This is a genomic window from Mesorhizobium sp. L2C066B000, from assembly GCF_000502335.1.
Lineage (GTDB): Bacteria > Pseudomonadota > Alphaproteobacteria > Rhizobiales > Rhizobiaceae > Mesorhizobium.
In genome coordinates, this window is sequence record NZ_AYWZ01000008.1 from 172,402 (window position 1) to 188,821 (window position 16,420).

Sequence of the window (16,420 nt, forward strand, 5' to 3'; positions counted from 1 at the left end):
TTGGTGCGATCGGTCATCCCGATCGACAATGTGACGGCGGCGGTCATTGTCGCCGCTGCGCCGTGCCTACACCACCACGTCCCGATATACCCTCACCTCGCCATCCTGGCCGCGGATGCGCCAGTCCTGCTCTTCCCGCCCCTCGACATGGCATGGCCCGAGCGGCACCTTGCCGCCGCCTTCCGGCAGGTCCAGCACATAGACCGGATTGCAGATGCCCGACAGGCGGGCGCGCAGCGCGCCGGCCAGCGCCTGTCCCTGCGCAATCGTGGTGCGCCTGTGCGCCATGCCGCGCGCGAGGTCGCCATGGTGCAGGTAATAGGGTTTGACGCCGAGCCGGTACATCAGTTCGCGGCAGAGTTCCTCCAGCACCTCGACCGTGTCGTTGACGCCCTTGAGCAGGACACTCTGGTTGAGCAGCACGAAGCCTGCCTGGCGCATGACGCGGCAGGCCAATTCGGTGGCCGGCGTGATCTCCCGCGCATGGTTGAAATGGGTGACGATTGTGACCATCAGCCGGCCCTGCAACGCGCCAACCAGCCCCGGCGTGATGCGCGCGGGCAGTACGACAGGCACGCGCGTGTGGATGCGCAGCAGCCTGACATGCGCGATCGCCTCGATGCGGGCGCGGATTTCGGCCAGCGCCTTGTCCGGCAGCGACAGCGGATCGCCGCCGGTCAGGATCACTTCGCGGATTTCGGTATGGCCCTCGATATATGCAAAAGCCTCTTCGAGCGCTTCTCGCGTATAGCCGCGGCCGATCGAGGTCAGGGATTCCTTGCGGAAGCAGAAGCGGCAATAGACCGCGCATTGGTAGGTCGCAAACAACAGCACGCGGTCGGCGTGGCGGTGCGTCAGTCGCGGCACCGGACTGAAGGCATGGTCGGCGATCGGATCGTCGAGCTCGCCTTCCGTTTCCGTCAGCTCATCCGGCGATGGAATGATTTGGGCGCGGATCGGGTCGGCGGGATCGTTCCAGTCGATCAGGTCGAGATAGGTTTTTGGGGCACGCACCTTGTGGCGCGTAGCCGCCTCCTGCGCCGCCGCGTGCTCGGCGGGTGACAGCGGCAGCGAGGCGAGATCGCGGACGTGGCGCACGCCCGCGCGGATGTCGTTTTGCCAGGCGGTGTCGGCATCGCGTCCTTCGTCGGCTGTGGCCGAGTCATGGAAAGTTGAGTCTGGGATCATTGGGGCCTCGGGGCAATTCTGGCGGTGCTATCGGCCGGATGGACGGTTCGGTCAACAGCAGTGGCTCGGCGCGGATTGTCGCTGCGCTGCGATCCTTCGCATCCCCCGACTATCGCCGTAATCGACCAGCGCAGCAATTTCAGGCAATCTCACCGATAAGGCGCTCCAAGGGGAGATGGGCGCCGCCTAGGGAGGATCGCCATGAGCAAAATGCCGCGTTATGAGGATGCCGTTCAGCGCTTTCGCATCGAAGATGAGATCGCCCGGCTGTATGGCAACCCTGGAACCGGCATCAATGCCTATGTCGAATGCTGCGGCCGCTACACCGGACAAAACCGGCTGGCGCTGCGCGCGATCTCGGCCGGCGGCGAGCTTCGCGAATTCAGCTTCGACGATCTCGCCGACATGTCCGGGCGCGCCGCCAATGTGCTCAAGGCCGCCGGCGTCGGTGCCGGCGATGTCGTCGCCGGCATGCTGCCGCGCGTCCCCGAACTGGTGGCGCTGATCCTCGGGACGTGGCGCATCGGCGCGGTCTACCAGCCGCTGTTCACCGCCTTCGGTCCGAAAGCCATCGAGCACCGCCTCGGCTATAGCGGCGCCAGGATCGTGGTGACCAACCCGGCCAATCGCGGCAAGCTCGACGAGGTCGAGACATCAGCGCAAATCGCCACCATCCTTGGCAATGGCGGTGAGCTACCTGCAGGCGACATCGATTTCCGCGCCGCGCTTGCCGCCGCCTCGCCCGAGTGCCAGCCGGTGATGCGCAAGGGCGACGACTTGTTCATGATGATGTCGACGTCGGGAACGACCGGCCTGCCCAAGGGCGTGCCGGTGCCGCTTCGCGCCCTGCTCGCCTTCGGCGCCTATATGCGCGACGCGATCGGCTTGCTGCCCGACGACATCTTCTGGAACATCGCGGACCCCGGCTGGGCCTACGGCCTCTATTACGCCATCACCGGCCCGTTGCAGCTCGGCATCGCCACGACCTTCTATGAAGGCGCCTTCAACGCCAAGAGCACTTACGACATCATCGAGCGGCTCGGCGTCACCAGCCTTGCCGGCTCGCCGAGCGCCTATCGCCTGCTGATGGCGGAAGGCGCGGAAGCTGCGGCCCGTGTCAAAGGCAGACTGCGCGTGGTGAGCAGCGCCGGCGAGCCGCTCAACCCGGAAGTCATCCGCTGGTTCGACGCAAATCTCGCCGCGCCCATTCACGACCATTACGGCCAGACCGAGAACGGCATGATGGTCAACAACCATCATGGGCTCTCGCACGTCGTGCGCGTGGGCTCGGCCGGCTTCGCAATGCCCGGATATCGCATGGTGGTATTGGACGAGGCCGGCAACGAGCTCGGCCCCAACCAGCCCGGCATCCTCGCCGTCGACATCGCGAAGTCGCCGCTGCGCTGGTTCGACGGCTATCACCAAGCCGAGACGCCAGCGATCACGGGCGGCTACTACCGCACCGGCGACACGGTGGAGTACGAGCCGGACGGTTCGGTCTCCTTCATCGGCCGCGCCGACGATGTCATCACTTCGGCCGGCTATCGCATCGGCCCGTTCGACGTCGAAAGCGCGCTGATCGAGCATCCGGCGGTCAACGAGGCGGCTGTCGTCGGCGTGCCCGATCCGCAGCGCACCGAGATCGTCAAGGCCTTCGTCGTCCTGGCGCCGGCTTACAAGGGCAATTCGGAGCTCGCCGAAGAGCTGGCCCAGCACGTCAAGAAACGGCTGTCGGCGCACGCCTACCCGCGCGAGGTCGAGTTCATCACGGAACTGCCGAAGACCCCAAGCGGCAAGATCCAGCGCTTCCTGCTGAGGAAGGCGGAGGTGGAGAAGCGCAAGGCGTGATTAGGCGCCAATCTCCCCCCTCGAGGGGGAGATGTCGCCGAAGGCGACAGAGGGGGTCGTTGCGCGTGAAGCGCTAACGTCGTCTCGCGCTGCAAAAGGAGTCAGCGCTTCAAGCGCAACGACGCCTCTGGCCTGCCGGCCATCTCCTTCCTCAAGGGGGCAGCTCCAACGCCGTCTTTTTTCAGCCCAATGTTGTCATGTATCCTTGGAATCGAACGTAGAGCAGGGTTTATATCATGCGGTGGGTCTGGACGTTTCTGTTTGCGCTGGTGAGCAGCGTGGCTTTCGCGGCCTCGCCGGAGGACGACTATGTGGCCGCGCGTGACAAGGCGATTGCTGATATCGCGGCGCTGAACAGTGCGAACGCGGCAATCGAGACCATCGACGCTGAGAACGAGAAGGCGCTGGCCGACCTCCAGCAGCGTCTTGCCGGCATTATCGGGCCGCTGGCGGTCAAGGACTTTCCGCCAACCGGCACAATCAATATCGAAAGCCTCAGCGACTCCGATATCGGCTATGGCATGCTCGATGGGCTGCGATACACCAAGGGCGACGACGGCCCCAGCCTGGTGGCAACGACGCGAGGGCTGCTGGAGCGCTGGCTCCAGTCCAGAACCGCCGAGACCGACGAAAGTTTCAAACTGCCCGCCGGCATCGATGAGGCGCTTAAGCTGGATGCCTTCTATACCCAGGCGATCAACAGCGACGCCGCCTTCGAGGGAACGCTCGACTTTCCATTGAAGAAACCCGAAGGCGCCGACATCGCCTTCGCACGGCTCGGCGGCTGGACGCAGGACGTCGGGCCGATCTATGAGCAGGAAGTCATCGTTACGCTCGTCAAAGGCAACAGCGTGAGAATTATCGCAGCGCCGGCAGCCCCTGCCGTTCCGAAGATCGCCGCCTGCGACGCCGTGTGGGCTGCTGCGGACGCCGCCGCGCAGAAATTCCAGGAGGCCTACCAGGCATCGGACCTGAAGGACGAAAAAGCGTTCGAGTCCTCCAACGCCGCCTGGGACAAGGGCGACAGCGACTACCGGGCCTGCATGGCGCAGCGCCTGCCGGCTGACCCGGCTTTCCCGGCGCTGCTCGCCCAGGCGCAGGCGCTGGCCGATCAAATGGCTGGGAAGTAAGCCTCCCGCAAGGGCCCGCGCGGCAAGATCAGGCGGCTTGTTGCAATCTGAGGCGAATATGACTTCGCCGCTGGGTTGCAGAACGCTGCAACCTGGCGTCCTACTTTCGGACACTCATTCAGATTTCGGCTGGACCCTGGCAGCCAAAAGCTTACCGTTTGTTCTCGGATTCGTCTCGAAGCTCAAACTTAAGCTTTAGCTACTATGGTCGACCGAAGGACTACTGTCCTGGAAAGGTCTTCGGATCGAGTTGGCAGGTGCAATGCTCAATTCCGGCCGGTTGAAACGGGCCGTTTTTTCTTCCGCCAACTTGCCGGCGGCGATTGCCTTTGTCGTGCTTCTCGTCTGCGCCCTGGTTGCCGACCAGAGGAACAGAGAGGTCTCCGATCAGCTGGCGCGCGCCGACGTCCTGGCCAAGGTCAACATCATACGCGCCAAGCTCGAAGGCAACATAGGCGGCAATCTCCAGCTGGTTCAGGGTCTCGTTTCGACAATCGTTACCGAGCCCTATATGGGCCAGCAAAGATTTGCGGCACTCGCCCGTAATCTGTTCGAGCAAAAATCGCAGTTGCGCGATATTGCCGGCGCCCCCGACCTCGTCATCGCGCTGATGTATCCGCTGGAAGGCAATGAAAAAGCCATCGGGCTGGACTACCGCAAGAGCGATACGCAACGCATGGCCGCGCTTCGCGCCCGTGACCAGCGCGCGCTGGTGCTCGCCGGGCCGGTCAAACTGGCGCAAGGCGGACGTGGCTTCATCGGCCGTATCCCGGTCTTCGTGCCGACGGCGGGTGGCGGCGACCGTTTCTGGGGTATCGTCTCGGCCGTGATCGATGTCGATCGGCTCTACGCTGCCAGCGGACTGACCGACCCTGATCTGGATATCGATGTGGCGCTTATCGGCAAGGATGCGCTCGGCGGCGGCGGGGAACTGTTCTTCGGCGGCGATAATGTCGTGTCCGGCAATCCGGTGATGGCAGAGGTGCAATTGCCTTCAGGCTCCTGGCAAATTTCAGCCATACCGAAGGGCGGCTGGCCGACCGCTCCGAAAAATGAGTGGCTGTTGCGTCTGCTCATGGCGCTTGCCGGCGCGCTGGTGGTGCTGCCGATCCTCGTGGCAGGACGTCTTTTCGGTGAGCGGCAGAAAAGTGACGCCGAGTTGAGGCGCCTGTCCCGGCGGCTGGAGCTGGCGTTGGAAGCCTCTGCTATAGGCGTGTGGGAGCACGATACCGTCAGCAACGAACTCGTATGGGACGACCGCATCAACGAAATCTATGGCAAACCCGGCGGCGGCAAGACCCGTAGCTATGACGACTGGGCGCTGGCGATCCATCCCCAAGACTTCGAACGGGCTAAAGCAGATTTCGATTCGGCTGTTGCAACACAAGGCCCCTACTCTTCGCAGTATCGGCTCCTGCGGCCGGACGGCACCATTCGCCATGTGCGCACCCGCGCCAGTTTCTTCCGGGACATCGACGGCACGCCAAAAATGATCGGCGCCGAATGGGATGTGACAGGCGACGTGCTGCTCAACGAGAATCTCGTGCGTGAACGTCGCCTTTCAGAATCGAAAAATGCCGAACTGAACCTGGCCAAAGCCCGCATCGAGCATGTCGCGATGCATGATTCGCTGACCGGTCTGCCCAACCGTCGGTATCTGGACGAGATGCTTGCCGAAAACCGCGAAGCCGACGGCCGTGCGGCGTTGCTGCATCTCGACCTTGACCGGTTCAAGCAGATCAACGACACGCTCGGCCATGCAGCGGGCGATGCATTGCTGGTGCATGCTTCGAAAGTCATCAAGGCCAGCGTCGGCAGTGCCGATTTCGTTGCGCGCATCGGCGGCGACGAGTTTGTCGTGCTGAGCCATGGACGCGACGACAAGGAACTCGCCGCGCTGGCCGACCACATTATCGATGCGATGCGCCAGCCGGTCGACTATCTGGGTCACCAGTGCCGGTTCGGCGTCAGCATCGGCATTGCGGCCAATAGCGGCGTCGATGCAAGGCAGTTGCTTGTCAATGCCGATCTGGCGCTGTACCGGGCGAAAGGCCGCGGCCGCAACCGCTACGAGTTTTTCAACGAAGAGCTGCAGAGCGAGATCGTGCGGACCAAGCAGACCGCCGACGAGATTCTGGGCGGGCTCGAGCGGAACGAATTCATCGTCTACTATCAGCCGCAGTTCGACGCCAAGACGCTGGAGATCGTCGGCGTCGAGGCGCTGTCGCGTTGGGATCATCCGCAACGCGGCATGCTGACCCCCGACGCCTACATCAAGGTGGCTGAAGAACTTAATGTCGTGGCGCTTATCGACCGCACCGTCCTGGAGCAGGCGCTCGATAATTTTGAGCGTTGGTCGCGCAGCCACCTCAACATCCCGCGCGTCTCGGTCAACGTTTCCGCACGGCGCCTGGAAGACAGGGACCTGATCAAGGGTTTGCGCAAGCTTCCGATCAAGGAAGGGACCGTGTCGTTCGAACTGGTGGAGTCGATTTTCCTCGACGAAAACGACGAGCTGGTCAGCTGGAACATCGAACACATCAAGGGGCTCGGCATCGACGTCGAGATCGACGATTTCGGCACCGGGCATGCCTCGATCGTCTCGCTGTTGAAGTTGCGGCCCCGTCGCCTCAAGATCGACCGCCAGCTGGTCACCCCCATCACCAGCTCAACCGCACAGCGGCAGCTTGTGTCGTCCATCATCGACATCGGCAAGTCGCTCGGGATCGAAGTGATCGCCGAGGGCGTCGAGACGATGGAGCACGCGCGCATCCTGAAAGAGCTTGGCTGCGACATCCTGCAAGGCTTCCTGTTCGGCTACCCGATGGATGCCAAAGCCTTCAAGGCCTTCGCGCAGTCGCGCAAATGGCTGGCGGCGAGCTGACAAATCCTGGCTTTGCTGGACGCAAATGCGGACGCAGGACCTGCGTCAGGTCCGCAGCCCCGGCGCCTCGTGCCCGGTCCTCTCCACATATTCGGTATAGCCGCCGCCATAGGTGTGGATGCCTTCTGGCGTCAGTTCCAGCACGCGGTTGGAGAGTGCGGCCAGGAAATGGCGGTCGTGCGAGACGAACAGCATGGTGCCTTCGTATTGCGACAGCGCCGTGATCAGCATCTCCTTGGTCGCGATGTCGAGGTGGTTGGTCGGCTCGTCGAGCACCAGAAGATTGGGCGGATCGAACAGCATCAGCGCCATCACCAGGCGCGCCTTTTCGCCGCCTGACAGAACCCGGCATTTCTTCTCGATCTCGTCGCCGGAAAAGCCGAAGCAGCCGGCGAGTGCCCTGAGCGGCGCCTGGCCGGCTTGCGGAAACGCGTCCTCCAGCGTCTGGAACACGGTGCGTTCGCCCTCCAACACCTCCATGGCGTGCTGGGCGAAATAGCCCATTTTCACACTCGGCCCCCGAGCAACTGTGCCGGCATCCGGGTCAGACGCGCCGGCCACCAGCTTCAGCAGTGTCGACTTGCCGGCGCCGTTGACGCCCATGATGCACCAGCGCTCGCGGCGGCGGACCTGGAAGTCCAGCCCCTCATAGATCGAGCGGCTGCCATAGCCCTTGTGGACGTTCTTCAGCGTCACGACATCCTCGCCGCAGCGCGGCGCCGGCTGAAAATCGAAATTCACGATCTGACGGCGCTTGGGCGGCTCGACACGATCGATCTTGTCGAGCTTCTTCACCCGGCTCTGCACCTGGGCGGCGTGTGACGCCCGCGCCTTGAAGCGCTCGATGAAAGCGATCTCCTTGGCCAGCATGGCCTGCTGGCGCTCGAACTGCGCCTGCTGCTGCTTGTCGGCGATCGCCCGCTGCTGCTGGTAGAATTCGTAATTGCCGGAATAGGCGGTGAGCGAACCGGCGTCGATCTCGACCACCTTGTTGACGATGCGGTTCATGAACTCGCGGTCGTGCGAGGTCATCAGCAGCGCGCCCTCATAACCTTTCAGGAACTGCTCCAGCCAGATCAGGCTTTCGAGATCGAGATGGTTGGACGGTTCGTCGAGCAGCATGACGTCGGGCCGCATCAACAGGATGCGGGCCAGCGCGACGCGCATCTTCCAGCCGCCGGACAGTTTGCCGACATCGCCGTCCATCATTTCCTGGGAAAAGCCGAGGCCGTCGAGCACTTCGCGGGCGCGGCCATCCAGCGCATAGCCGTCGAGTTCCTCGAAACGGTGCTGCGCCTCGCCATATTTCTCGATGATCTCATCCATCCGGTCGGCCTGGTCGGGATCGGCCATGGCCGCCTCGAGTTCCGCCATTTCGGCCGCCACGTCGCTGACCGGCCCGGCGCCGTTCATCACTTCGGCCACAGCACTGTGGCCGGCCATGTCGCCGACATCCTGGCTGAAATAGCCGATGGTGACACCGCGATCGACCTGGACCTGGCCCTCATCAGGCTGCTCCTGGCCGGTAATCATGCGAAACAGCGTCGTCTTGCCGGCGCCGTTCGGCCCGACAAGGCCGACCTTCTCGCCCTTCTGTAGCGAGGCCGAGGCCTCGATGAAGACAAGCTGGCGGCCGTTCTGCTTGCCGATATTTTCGAGACGGATCATGGAGGAGTCCGGGTCAATGCGCTGAATTGGCGGGAGTTGCCCGAGCGCTTACCCGAATGAGGGCAATGAGGGAAGCGGGCAAATTGTCCGCGTAGAACGAACTGTTCCACAAGGGCAGGTCGACACCTGTCAACTCACAGCCGAAAAGTACTGTCTGCTGCGTAGCACAAGCAGGAGCAGCGATGATTGCGCCCACCCAGATTGACCTTGCGTCAATTCCTTGCGACACTGCCATTATACTGGGCGCAATGCTTGCGGGGGCATCATGTCCGAACAGGGTCAAGGTGGGAATCAGGCACCTGCGCATGGTCTGGCGGGAGGCATATACGGATTCCTGCAGGAAGCTATCAAGGCTGTACCGGCCGTGCGCTATGCGTTGGGTGTCGGCGGCATCGCCGCCGTCATCGCGATCGTAGCGTCCTTCCTCGACCTCCGCATCGCGCTGGTTGGCATTCCGATCTTGTTCGTGTTCATGATCATCCTCGTGGTGTTTGCGCGCCTGGCAAAGAGCGCACCCGGACTGCGCTGGGCAATGTCCGCACTGGTCTGGTTTTCGGTGCTGCTGCTGATTTTCGCGACGGCACTGTTTGCGCTCACCTTCTTCGTGCGGACCGACATCCTTCATGGCTGGGGCCTCAACAGCTTCTACGAACTGTTCGGTTGGCAGCCCGACAGCGCGTCGCCTCCAAAGCCCTGAAATCGTCAACTGCCTTCGATTGTCAACATGAGGAGCTGGATGGCCGACGAGATTGCAGGCGGCGGTGTAGCACCGGCTAGTCAAACCCTCTGGGCTAGGTTCAGAAATTGGGTGTGGCAGGCAATCGAAGATGTGCCGGCCCTGCGCTATGCGCTACTCGCCTGCACCATCGCCGCAGTCATCGCCTTCGCCGCCGCCTTCCTCGACGCCAGGATCGCTTTGGTGGGCATTCCGATCCTGCTCGTCCTCATGGTCGCGCTCTTTCTTTTCGATCGCCTGACATATGCCATAGGGATCCACTGGGCCGCTTCCGTTCTGATGTGGAGTGGCGTGATCCTCATGATCGTTGCCATCCCCGCCTTTGCCGTTACGTTCTTCGTCCGCCCCGACATACTGCATGGCTGGGGCTTCAACAGTTTCTACGAGATGTTCGGCATAGAGCCGAGCGACACGGTGAAGAAACGCAATGCCGGCCAGTACATCGCCGCCTTCGACGACGCGGTAGGCGGCGCGGCGGCACCGGAAGCGGTGGCGGCGGCGATCGAACGAACGGCGGCCTTCTGGCGCCAACCAGAACAGCGGGAGATCTTGCGCAAGTATCGCTGCAGCGATCCCGCGAGCAAGATCATCTTCGAGAAATCGGCTGAGTTTGTGCTGGCCGATATCTCGTTGATGAAGGACGTGGACACGGTGACGCGCTACTACGACTCGGTCGCGCGCTGCGTGCTGCGCGGCGAGTGCGACCCGGCCGAGGTATGCGGTTATTTCTACCAGCAGATGGACGACTTCCAGCGCCAGTACACGCGCTACTTCCACGAAATCCGCATTCTCGAGGGCCGCGACTCAATCGCCAATGTACGCACGCTGCTGTTCAAAGCGTGCCAGAAACGGGACACATCGCCAGCCAGCCCGGAAGAGCTGAAATGCGAGGAGACTCCACAATGAGACCGATGGCGACGCTGCTCGCATGGATGGTGCTGATGCTTTTCCTGTGCCAGCCGGGCCTGGCGCAGGACAAACGCCAGTATCTGGTGCTGGTCACCTCGTCCTCACCGGTGCTGGCGGAGCGCTTCCGCGCCGGCTGCGAGGCCGTTGCCGAGGAATTGAAGATCGCCTGCAATGTTGTGAGCGCCCTCCCCGGGCCACCGGAGGGCATCGCCGCAATCGAGTCATTCATCTCCAAAGGCGGCTCGGGCATCGTGCTGCAGGTCTACGGCGGCGACCTGGCCTATGTCGAGGTGCTTAAGAAGGCGAGGGACATGGGCGTGCCGACGGTGATTGCCAGCACCAGCCTGATCGAAGCCGCCTCCCCCCTCGCCGAAGTGGCGATCTCAATCGTCGGCGTCGATGCCGAGACCTTCGTCAGCAAGATCAGCGATGCGATCAAAGCAGATGGTGCCAAGGACGCGGCCTTCTGCCTGCTCGGCTTCGAACAGACGCCCTCACCGCTCAAGCTTGCCTACGGCGCCCTGACGCAAAAGCTCGAAGCGGCTGGCGCCAAGCGATCCGACGCCTGCCCCGAGGCCCTCGCCTTCCAGGGCTCCTTCGAGCAAACGCTGTTTTCAGGAGTCCAGAAGCTGCTCGCCGAACAGGATGTGCGCTTCGTCATCCTGCCGTTCCGGGCCGACTCAAGCTACATCGACGGGCTGAAACAGATAGCCGCCGAGGCCGGCCGCAGCACCGTCTTCGTGTCAGCATGGGCGAGCCCGTTCGAGCTCAGCCGGACGGGAACGCTGACGCTTTACAAAGCCCAACAGGGAGAAAGGGTCGAGCCGTCGCAGCCCATCCAGCCTACCATCCAGATCAGCACCGGTGCCTTTTGCGAAAGTTGCGACTGCAAGACGGACACCGAGTGCAAGGAATCCTGCGCAGAGTGCAACTGAACTGCACCCTCCATTTGGAAGGATAAGGCGCCGCTACTTCGCATCGTGGAAAATGATCCCCACCGTATGCCGCTTGCCTGAACGCAGGCGGCTGACGCCGTGCCGGAGATTGACGCGGTAATGCCCTTTCGTGCCCTGCACCGGGCGATTGTGGACCGCAAAAATCACCGCGTCGCCTTGGGTCAGCGGCACCACTTCGGCACGGCTTTGCATGCGCGGGCGCTGTTCGGTCAGCACGAACTCGCCGCCGGCGAAATCCTCACCCGGCTGCGACAACAGGATCGCCACCTGCAGCGGAAAAGCAAGATCGCCATAGAGGTCCTGGTGCAGGCAGTTGAAGTCGCCGGGGCCATATTGCAGGAGAAGCGGCGTCGGCCGTGTCTGGCCCTGCTTGTGACAAAGCTCGAGGAAGGCGGCGTGGTCGGCTGGATAGCGCTGCGCCACGCCCATGCGCTCGTTCCAGTCATTGGCGACGCTAGCCAGCCTTGGGTAGAGCGCGGTGCGCAGGCCGCCGACCAGGTCCGGCAGCGGATAGCGGAAGTAGCGATACTCGCCCTTGCCGAAGCCGTGGCGTGCCATCACCACATGACTGCGGAAATGTTCTTCATGCGGATAGAGCGCGGCTATCTCGGCGCACTCCTCGGGTGAAAGCAGCGCCGGCATGACGGTGCTGCCATGGCTATTCAGGTCGCCGACCAAAGCACTCCAGTCCTGCGCTGCGACGCGCGCTTCGGCCGAATGGGCTGCGCGTTTGGTGCTTATCGAATGGATGGTCATGGATGCCTCCTTTGCTTGCGGTCAAAGTGGGGCGAACGAGGCGCCTGGGCCACCCGATTCCTGCGATGAACATTGTCATCTGCTGCCGGCAGCGATTAACTGTGTACATGCATCTTTCGATCGAACCGCTAAATGGCGTCAAAGGGCTTCCTCTCGGATCGTCTAAGGCGACTGTCAGATCCTTCTTTTCAGGAGAGCTCAAGGTCTTTCGGCGGAGCCCAACCAGCGTTCCGGCCGACTATTGGCCGGACCTTGGAGTATTCGCCTATTACAAGGCCGATGGCGCACTCGAAGCGCTAGAATTCACCTCGCCTGCGATCTTGGAACTGGGTGGCGCGTCGCTGTTTCCGATTTCCATGGAGGTTGCGCTGAGGTTCTTGAGACAAACCGACCCCAATGTGAAGGTCGAGATCGATAGCGCGATTTCGAATGCTCTCGGCATCAGCATCTGGACAGCCATAGGAAAAGAAGCGGACTCCCAGGTGGAAACACTTTTGCTGTTTGGAGCCGGCTACTACGGCTGATCCTTCCGGGCGATATCCACTGCAGATCGACTGCGTATCGATCGCATCAGACCGGATCGGCACCCTTGCGGCGATACGCCTCCAACTCAGGGTCCAGATCGACCCTCACCGCGTTGGTGAACACGCAGGTCGCCACCATGATGCCGGCGAAGGCGACGAGGTTGACCAGCAGCGTGTCGTCGTAGCGGGCCTTGAGGCCTGTCCAGATGTCGTCGGGAACGGCATTGCCACTGGCCGCAACCGCCTTGCCGAACTCGATCAGCAACGCCTCGTCGGCGGTGGGCTCGATCGCCTCGGGATCGAACCCGCCATCGATCAGCGCGCGGCGGAAGAAGGTGAGCGGAATCTCGGCGTTGCATCCCTCCGAGATCGCCCGCGACAACAGCCAGATGGCGCGGTCGTCGAGTGTGGGTTTGAGCAGATCGCGCAGCGTGAACCATTCGGCATAGATGCGGTGGGCCGCCGGTGAATGCAGCAGGATGCGCTTCATGTTGGTCATGCGTCCGCGCAGGCCAAGCTCCCTGTCGTGCTCGGCGCGGATGTCGTCGGACGCTTTCGCGTAGTCGATCGGCGAAATCATGGCCATGGGTCGGTCCTTGGTTGGTGGCAGCGAGGCATTCTGCGAAGCCCTCACCCAAGCGTCGTATGCAATTGCGGCGCGGCGCGCAGCGTGTTGGACACCGTGCAGATCGCTTCGGCGTCCTCGACGATCCGCTGCTTGGTCGCAGCGTCGAGATCGCCTGAGATGTCGAGCCTGATGTTGAGCCTTTCGACGCGCGACGGCTCGTCCTTGGCCTTCTCGCCGCTGACCTCGGCGCGCACCTCGCCAAGCGCGGCGGCAACCCCGAGGCGGGAGGCGGCGATGCGCGCGCTCAGCACCATGCAGGCGGCGAGCGAGGCGTAGAGCAGGTCGAGCGGATTGAAGCCCGGCGCGCTGACACCGGTGACGACATCGACTGCACCGCCGGTCGGAGTGGTGATGGAAGGCAAGCCGCCGGGCTGCAGCGTCGCCGTCGCGCCGGTGACGCGGGTCCTGACCTTCAACTCAGCCATCGCAAATCCTTCTGGCCGGCAGTCCGGCAAAGGGGTAAGGATCGCCCGTGGCGTGTCCTGTCCCGCTATATGGTATGTCCTGGGCCGATGCCGCAAGCTCCGCAGAAGCGGCACCCTGTCAGCAGTCTTCACCGCGCCCGTTTCCTCTCCACCCTGCTCTTTGCTAGGCTCGCGCGATCCGCAACAGGAGCGCGAGATGATCGTCCAGGCCTGCATCAATGGCGCGCGCGCCGCCGATTTTCACCCCACCCTGCCGCTCGACCCCGACACCATGGCGCGCGACGGGGCGGCTTCGATTGCCGTGGGCGCAGCTGAGCTGCATGTCCATGCCCGCGGCGCGGACCGCCGCGAGAGCCTTGCGCCGGAAGCGATGGACCCGACGATCGCAGCGCTGCGCCGTGCCTGCCCCGGTACGCTGATCGGCGTCTCCACCGGCGCCTGGATCGAGAATGACGATACAAGCACGCTGGTCGCCATCGCCGGCTGGCGCGAATTGCCGGACTATGCCTCGGTCAATCTCAGCGAGGCGGCGGCTCCGATCGTCATGGAGAGCCTGCGCCAGCGCGGCATCGGCATCGAGGCGGGTCTGGCGTCGGTCGCCGACGCCGAGCGGCTGGTCGGCCTCGACCATGGCGGGCGCGTGCTGCGCGTCCTGATCGAGATTTCCGAGCAGACGCTAGACGAGGCTTTTGCGGGAGCCGGCGGCATCGAACAGGTCCTGGAGCGCGCCGGCATTCGCCGTGCCATCCTGCTGCATGGCGAGAACGCGACGGTGTGGCCGTTCGTGCGCCGTGCGGCGGATCGCAACTGGTCGACGCGCGTCGGGCTGGAGGATGGGAAGCATCTGCCGGATGGCACGGTTGCGGCCGGCAATGCCGCGCTGACTGCGGCAGCGGTGGCGATCTTCCAGTCCATTCGATCAGCGTAGCAACAAACTCACCTCTTGCTGTTATTATAAATATCTCGTAGGCTATTTTCATATCAGGAAGAAATTCCACCACATTTTTCTCCTTTATGAAAGCCTTGCCTTTTGCGTGAGCATCTCGATCAAACCGATCGACGGCTGGTAAAGCTGTTGTCGCAAGATGCCCAGCCCGGCATCAACCGGCTCGCCGAGACGATGGCGATCTCGGTGCCGACGGTGCGCTCAAGGTTGCGCAATCTGCTCGACCGCAACCTCTTGAAGATCGTCGGGCTGCTCAATCTGACCGAACGCCCCGAGCTGATCTCGGCCATTGTCGGCATCAACGCTCAGGGACGTGGCCGCGCCCGGGAACTGGCGCAGCGCATTGCCGAACTGCCTTTCGTCAACTCGGCCTCGGTGGTTACCGGGCGCTTCGACATCATCGTCGACGTGACCGTCGCCGGCGATGTCGCCGACCTCTACCGCATCACCAGCGAGCTGATTCCGGGCGCCGGCATTCCCGGGGAAGTCGTGCGCAGCGAAACCTTCGTCGTCATGGCTTCATGCAACAAATGGGTCAGCCTTCCCGAAGGCTGCTGGTCGGAAGAAACACCGTCACGCAAGGAGCCGGCATGAGAATAGCTGTTCTCGGCGGCCTCGGCCTGCAGGGACGGGCGGCCATCGCCGATCTCGTCGCCAGCGCCGGCGTCGAGGAAGTCGTCTGCGTCGATACGTCGGCCGACGGCCCTGCCCGGCTTGCCGGGCTGACCGACCTTTCCCGCGTGCGTTTCGTCATGCCCGAGGGCGCGATCGGCCCGGCACTTGCCACCGTGCTGGCGGATGTCGACGCCGCCATCGATCTGTTGCCGCAGCCATTGATGCGCGAGGCGGTGCAGGCCGCGATCGCAACGCGCACGCCGCTGGTCACTACCAATTACGGCAAGGCGATTGCCGATCTGGCGCCGGAGGCTGAACAGGCCGGCGTTTCGATCATGACCGAATGTGGGCTCGATCCCGGCATCGACCTCGTGCTCTATGCGCGCGCCGCAAAGCAGTTCTCTACGATCTCCTCGATCGATTCCTATTGCGGCGGCATCCCCGAACCGAAGGCGATGGCGAAGCCGCTTTGCTACAAGGTAAGCTGGAATTTCGACATGGTTCTGGTCAGCCAGAACCGCGACAGCGTGATGATCGAGCATGGCAAGCGCGTCGAAGTGCCGGCCGGCCGACAGCACGACAATGCCTTCATCCACGAGATCGAGGTCGCGGGCCTCGGCCGGCTGGAAGCTTTCCCCAATGGCGACGCTCTGCACTATGTCGAGATGCTGGCAGCCGCCAAGGGATTGCAACGCTCGGGCCGCTATACGCTGCGCTGGCCGGGATGGTCGGCGTTCTGGGCGCCGCTGAAGGAACTCGGCTTCCTCTCCGAAGACAAGGTGCCCGGCACCGGCGCCAGCCCACGCGAATTTCTCGGCCGTCTGCTCGGCCCGCAACTGCAATATGGCGCCGACGAGAAGGACCTTTGCGTGATGCGCAATGTCTTTTCCGGTCTCGAGGGCGGCCGCGCCAAAACGGTGACGTCGGACCTGATCATCGAACGCGACCTGGCATCAGGCCTGTTCGGCATGAGCCTCGGCGTCGGCTATCCCGCCAGCATCGTGGCGCAGATGCTGGCGCGGCGCGAGATCGCCACACCAGGGCTTTTGAACCCGCTGCTGCATGTGCCGGACGGACCGTTCTTCGACGAGCTGGCCAGGCGTGGCATCAAGGTTGCCGAGACGGTGGCCTGGGACTGAGGATTTTCGAACGGTGGCTGCCGCCGGCAAACGGTGCCGCCGCTCAAAAAACACCCAAAAGGGTGGAA

15 protein-coding genes are annotated in these 16,420 nt (G+C 63.1%); 10 read left to right on the plus strand and 5 right to left on the minus strand.

Features of this window, described 5'->3' with window-relative positions; all coding sequences use genetic code 11:
• Positions 1 to 66: 66 nt before the first annotated feature.
• The gene (locus X733_RS147955) at positions 67 to 1,188 is read right to left on the minus strand and encodes a KamA family radical SAM protein (protein WP_023819132.1); all 1,122 of its coding nucleotides are present in this window, start codon (positions 1,186 to 1,188) and stop codon (positions 67 to 69) included.
• 201 nt (positions 1,189 to 1,389) lie between these two features.
• On the opposite strand from X733_RS147955, the gene X733_RS147950 reads away from it, so the two are divergent.
• The 3 genes from X733_RS147950 to X733_RS147940 all read left to right on the plus strand — a co-directional run bounded on the left by X733_RS147950 (position 1,390) and on the right by X733_RS147940 (position 7,050).
• Positions 1,390 to 3,036: an acyl-CoA synthetase gene (locus tag X733_RS147950; RefSeq protein ID WP_023819133.1), complete on the plus strand. Its 1,647-nt coding sequence runs from the start codon at positions 1,390 to 1,392 to the stop codon at positions 3,034 to 3,036.
• 236 nt (positions 3,037 to 3,272) lie between these two features.
• On the plus strand, positions 3,273 to 4,166 hold the full coding sequence (locus X733_RS147945) for a hypothetical protein (protein ID WP_023693888.1): 894 nt from the start codon (positions 3,273 to 3,275) through the stop codon (positions 4,164 to 4,166).
• A 262-nt stretch (positions 4,167 to 4,428) separates the two neighbouring features.
• Entirely contained in the window at positions 4,429 to 7,050 is a 2,622-nt protein-coding gene (locus X733_RS147940; protein WP_023827696.1) for an EAL domain-containing protein, read from the plus strand.
• A gap of 45 nt (positions 7,051 to 7,095) precedes the next feature.
• Here the strand turns inward: X733_RS147940 and X733_RS147935 are convergent, their stop codons facing one another.
• A complete protein-coding gene (locus X733_RS147935) occupies positions 7,096 to 8,718 on the minus strand; it encodes an ABC-F family ATP-binding cassette domain-containing protein (RefSeq protein ID WP_023819134.1) in 1,623 nt (540 codons plus the stop codon).
• A gap of 364 nt (positions 8,719 to 9,082) precedes the next feature.
• Between X733_RS147935 and X733_RS147930 the strand changes: the two genes are divergently transcribed.
• From X733_RS147930 to X733_RS147920, 3 genes are read left to right on the plus strand one after another with little or no spacing between them, the layout of a single operon-like run.
• Positions 9,083 to 9,415: a hypothetical protein gene (locus tag X733_RS147930; RefSeq protein WP_023730323.1), complete on the plus strand. Its 333-nt coding sequence runs from the start codon at positions 9,083 to 9,085 to the stop codon at positions 9,413 to 9,415.
• A 39-nt stretch (positions 9,416 to 9,454) separates the two neighbouring features.
• Positions 9,455 to 10,360, plus strand: a complete 906-nt coding sequence (locus tag X733_RS1000000170250) for a hypothetical protein (protein WP_196813739.1) — start codon at positions 9,455 to 9,457, stop codon at positions 10,358 to 10,360.
• Positions 10,357 to 11,298 (plus strand): sugar ABC transporter substrate-binding protein, encoded by a 942-nt coding sequence (locus X733_RS147920; RefSeq protein WP_196813740.1) that lies wholly within the window; start codon positions 10,357 to 10,359, stop codon positions 11,296 to 11,298. The genes X733_RS1000000170250 and X733_RS147920 overlap by 4 nt, the downstream gene beginning before the upstream one ends.
• Before the next feature lie 33 nt (positions 11,299 to 11,331).
• Here X733_RS147920 and X733_RS147915 read toward each other — a convergent pair whose 3' ends face one another.
• Positions 11,332 to 12,075, minus strand: a complete 744-nt coding sequence (locus X733_RS147915) for a 2OG-Fe(II) oxygenase (RefSeq protein WP_023819136.1) — start codon at positions 12,073 to 12,075, stop codon at positions 11,332 to 11,334.
• Between the two features lie 65 nt (positions 12,076 to 12,140).
• Between X733_RS147915 and X733_RS0135055 the strand changes: the two genes are divergently transcribed.
• Positions 12,141 to 12,599, plus strand: a complete 459-nt coding sequence (locus tag X733_RS0135055) for a hypothetical protein (RefSeq protein WP_050586866.1) — start codon at positions 12,141 to 12,143, stop codon at positions 12,597 to 12,599.
• A 46-nt stretch (positions 12,600 to 12,645) separates the two neighbouring features.
• On the opposite strand, the gene X733_RS147910 is transcribed toward X733_RS0135055, so the two are convergent.
• Entirely contained in the window at positions 12,646 to 13,185 is a 540-nt protein-coding gene (locus X733_RS147910; protein ID WP_023819137.1) for a hypothetical protein, read from the minus strand.
• A 44-nt stretch (positions 13,186 to 13,229) separates the two neighbouring features.
• Positions 13,230 to 13,652, minus strand: a complete 423-nt coding sequence (locus X733_RS147905; RefSeq protein ID WP_023670326.1) for an OsmC family protein — start codon at positions 13,650 to 13,652, stop codon at positions 13,230 to 13,232.
• A gap of 196 nt (positions 13,653 to 13,848) precedes the next feature.
• On the opposite strand from X733_RS147905, the gene X733_RS147900 reads away from it, so the two are divergent.
• From X733_RS147900 to X733_RS147890, 3 genes are all read left to right on the plus strand, one after another.
• Positions 13,849 to 14,580, plus strand: coding sequence for a 3-keto-5-aminohexanoate cleavage protein (locus X733_RS147900; protein WP_023819138.1), 732 nt, complete (start codon positions 13,849 to 13,851; stop codon positions 14,578 to 14,580).
• 102 nt (positions 14,581 to 14,682) lie between these two features.
• Positions 14,683 to 15,192: an Lrp/AsnC family transcriptional regulator gene (locus X733_RS147895; RefSeq protein ID WP_023670324.1), complete on the plus strand. Its 510-nt coding sequence runs from the start codon at positions 14,683 to 14,685 to the stop codon at positions 15,190 to 15,192.
• Positions 15,189 to 16,352, plus strand: a complete 1,164-nt coding sequence (locus X733_RS147890; protein ID WP_023733917.1) for a saccharopine dehydrogenase family protein — start codon at positions 15,189 to 15,191, stop codon at positions 16,350 to 16,352. Before X733_RS147895 ends, X733_RS147890 begins: the two co-directional genes overlap by 4 nt.
• Positions 16,353 to 16,420: the final 68 nt, after the last annotated feature.

Bases quoted from the DNA above. Each gene is read 5' to 3' on its own strand.
- X733_RS147955 (WP_023819132.1), bottom strand. From the start codon at position 1,188: ATGATCCCAGACTCAACTTTCCATGACTCGGCCACAGCCGACGAAGGA.
- X733_RS147950 (WP_023819133.1), top strand. From the start codon at position 1,390: ATGAGCAAAATGCCGCGTTATGAGGATGCCGTTCAGCGCTTTCGCATC.
- X733_RS147945 (WP_023693888.1), top strand. From the start codon at position 3,273: ATGCGGTGGGTCTGGACGTTTCTGTTTGCGCTGGTGAGCAGCGTGGCT.
- X733_RS147940 (WP_023827696.1), top strand. From the start codon at position 4,429: ATGCTCAATTCCGGCCGGTTGAAACGGGCCGTTTTTTCTTCCGCCAAC.
- X733_RS147935 (WP_023819134.1), bottom strand. From the start codon at position 8,718: ATGATCCGTCTCGAAAATATCGGCAAGCAGAACGGCCGCCAGCTTGTC.
- X733_RS1000000170250 (WP_196813739.1), top strand. From the start codon at position 9,455: ATGGCCGACGAGATTGCAGGCGGCGGTGTAGCACCGGCTAGTCAAACC.
- X733_RS147920 (WP_196813740.1), top strand. From the start codon at position 10,357: ATGAGACCGATGGCGACGCTGCTCGCATGGATGGTGCTGATGCTTTTC.
- X733_RS147915 (WP_023819136.1), bottom strand. From the start codon at position 12,075: ATGACCATCCATTCGATAAGCACCAAACGCGCAGCCCATTCGGCCGAA.
- X733_RS0135055 (WP_050586866.1), top strand. From the start codon at position 12,141: ATGAACATTGTCATCTGCTGCCGGCAGCGATTAACTGTGTACATGCAT.
- X733_RS147910 (WP_023819137.1), bottom strand. From the start codon at position 13,185: ATGGCCATGATTTCGCCGATCGACTACGCGAAAGCGTCCGACGACATC.
- X733_RS147905 (WP_023670326.1), bottom strand. From the start codon at position 13,652: ATGGCTGAGTTGAAGGTCAGGACCCGCGTCACCGGCGCGACGGCGACG.
- X733_RS147900 (WP_023819138.1), top strand. From the start codon at position 13,849: ATGATCGTCCAGGCCTGCATCAATGGCGCGCGCGCCGCCGATTTTCAC.
- X733_RS147890 (WP_023733917.1), top strand. From the start codon at position 15,189: ATGAGAATAGCTGTTCTCGGCGGCCTCGGCCTGCAGGGACGGGCGGCC.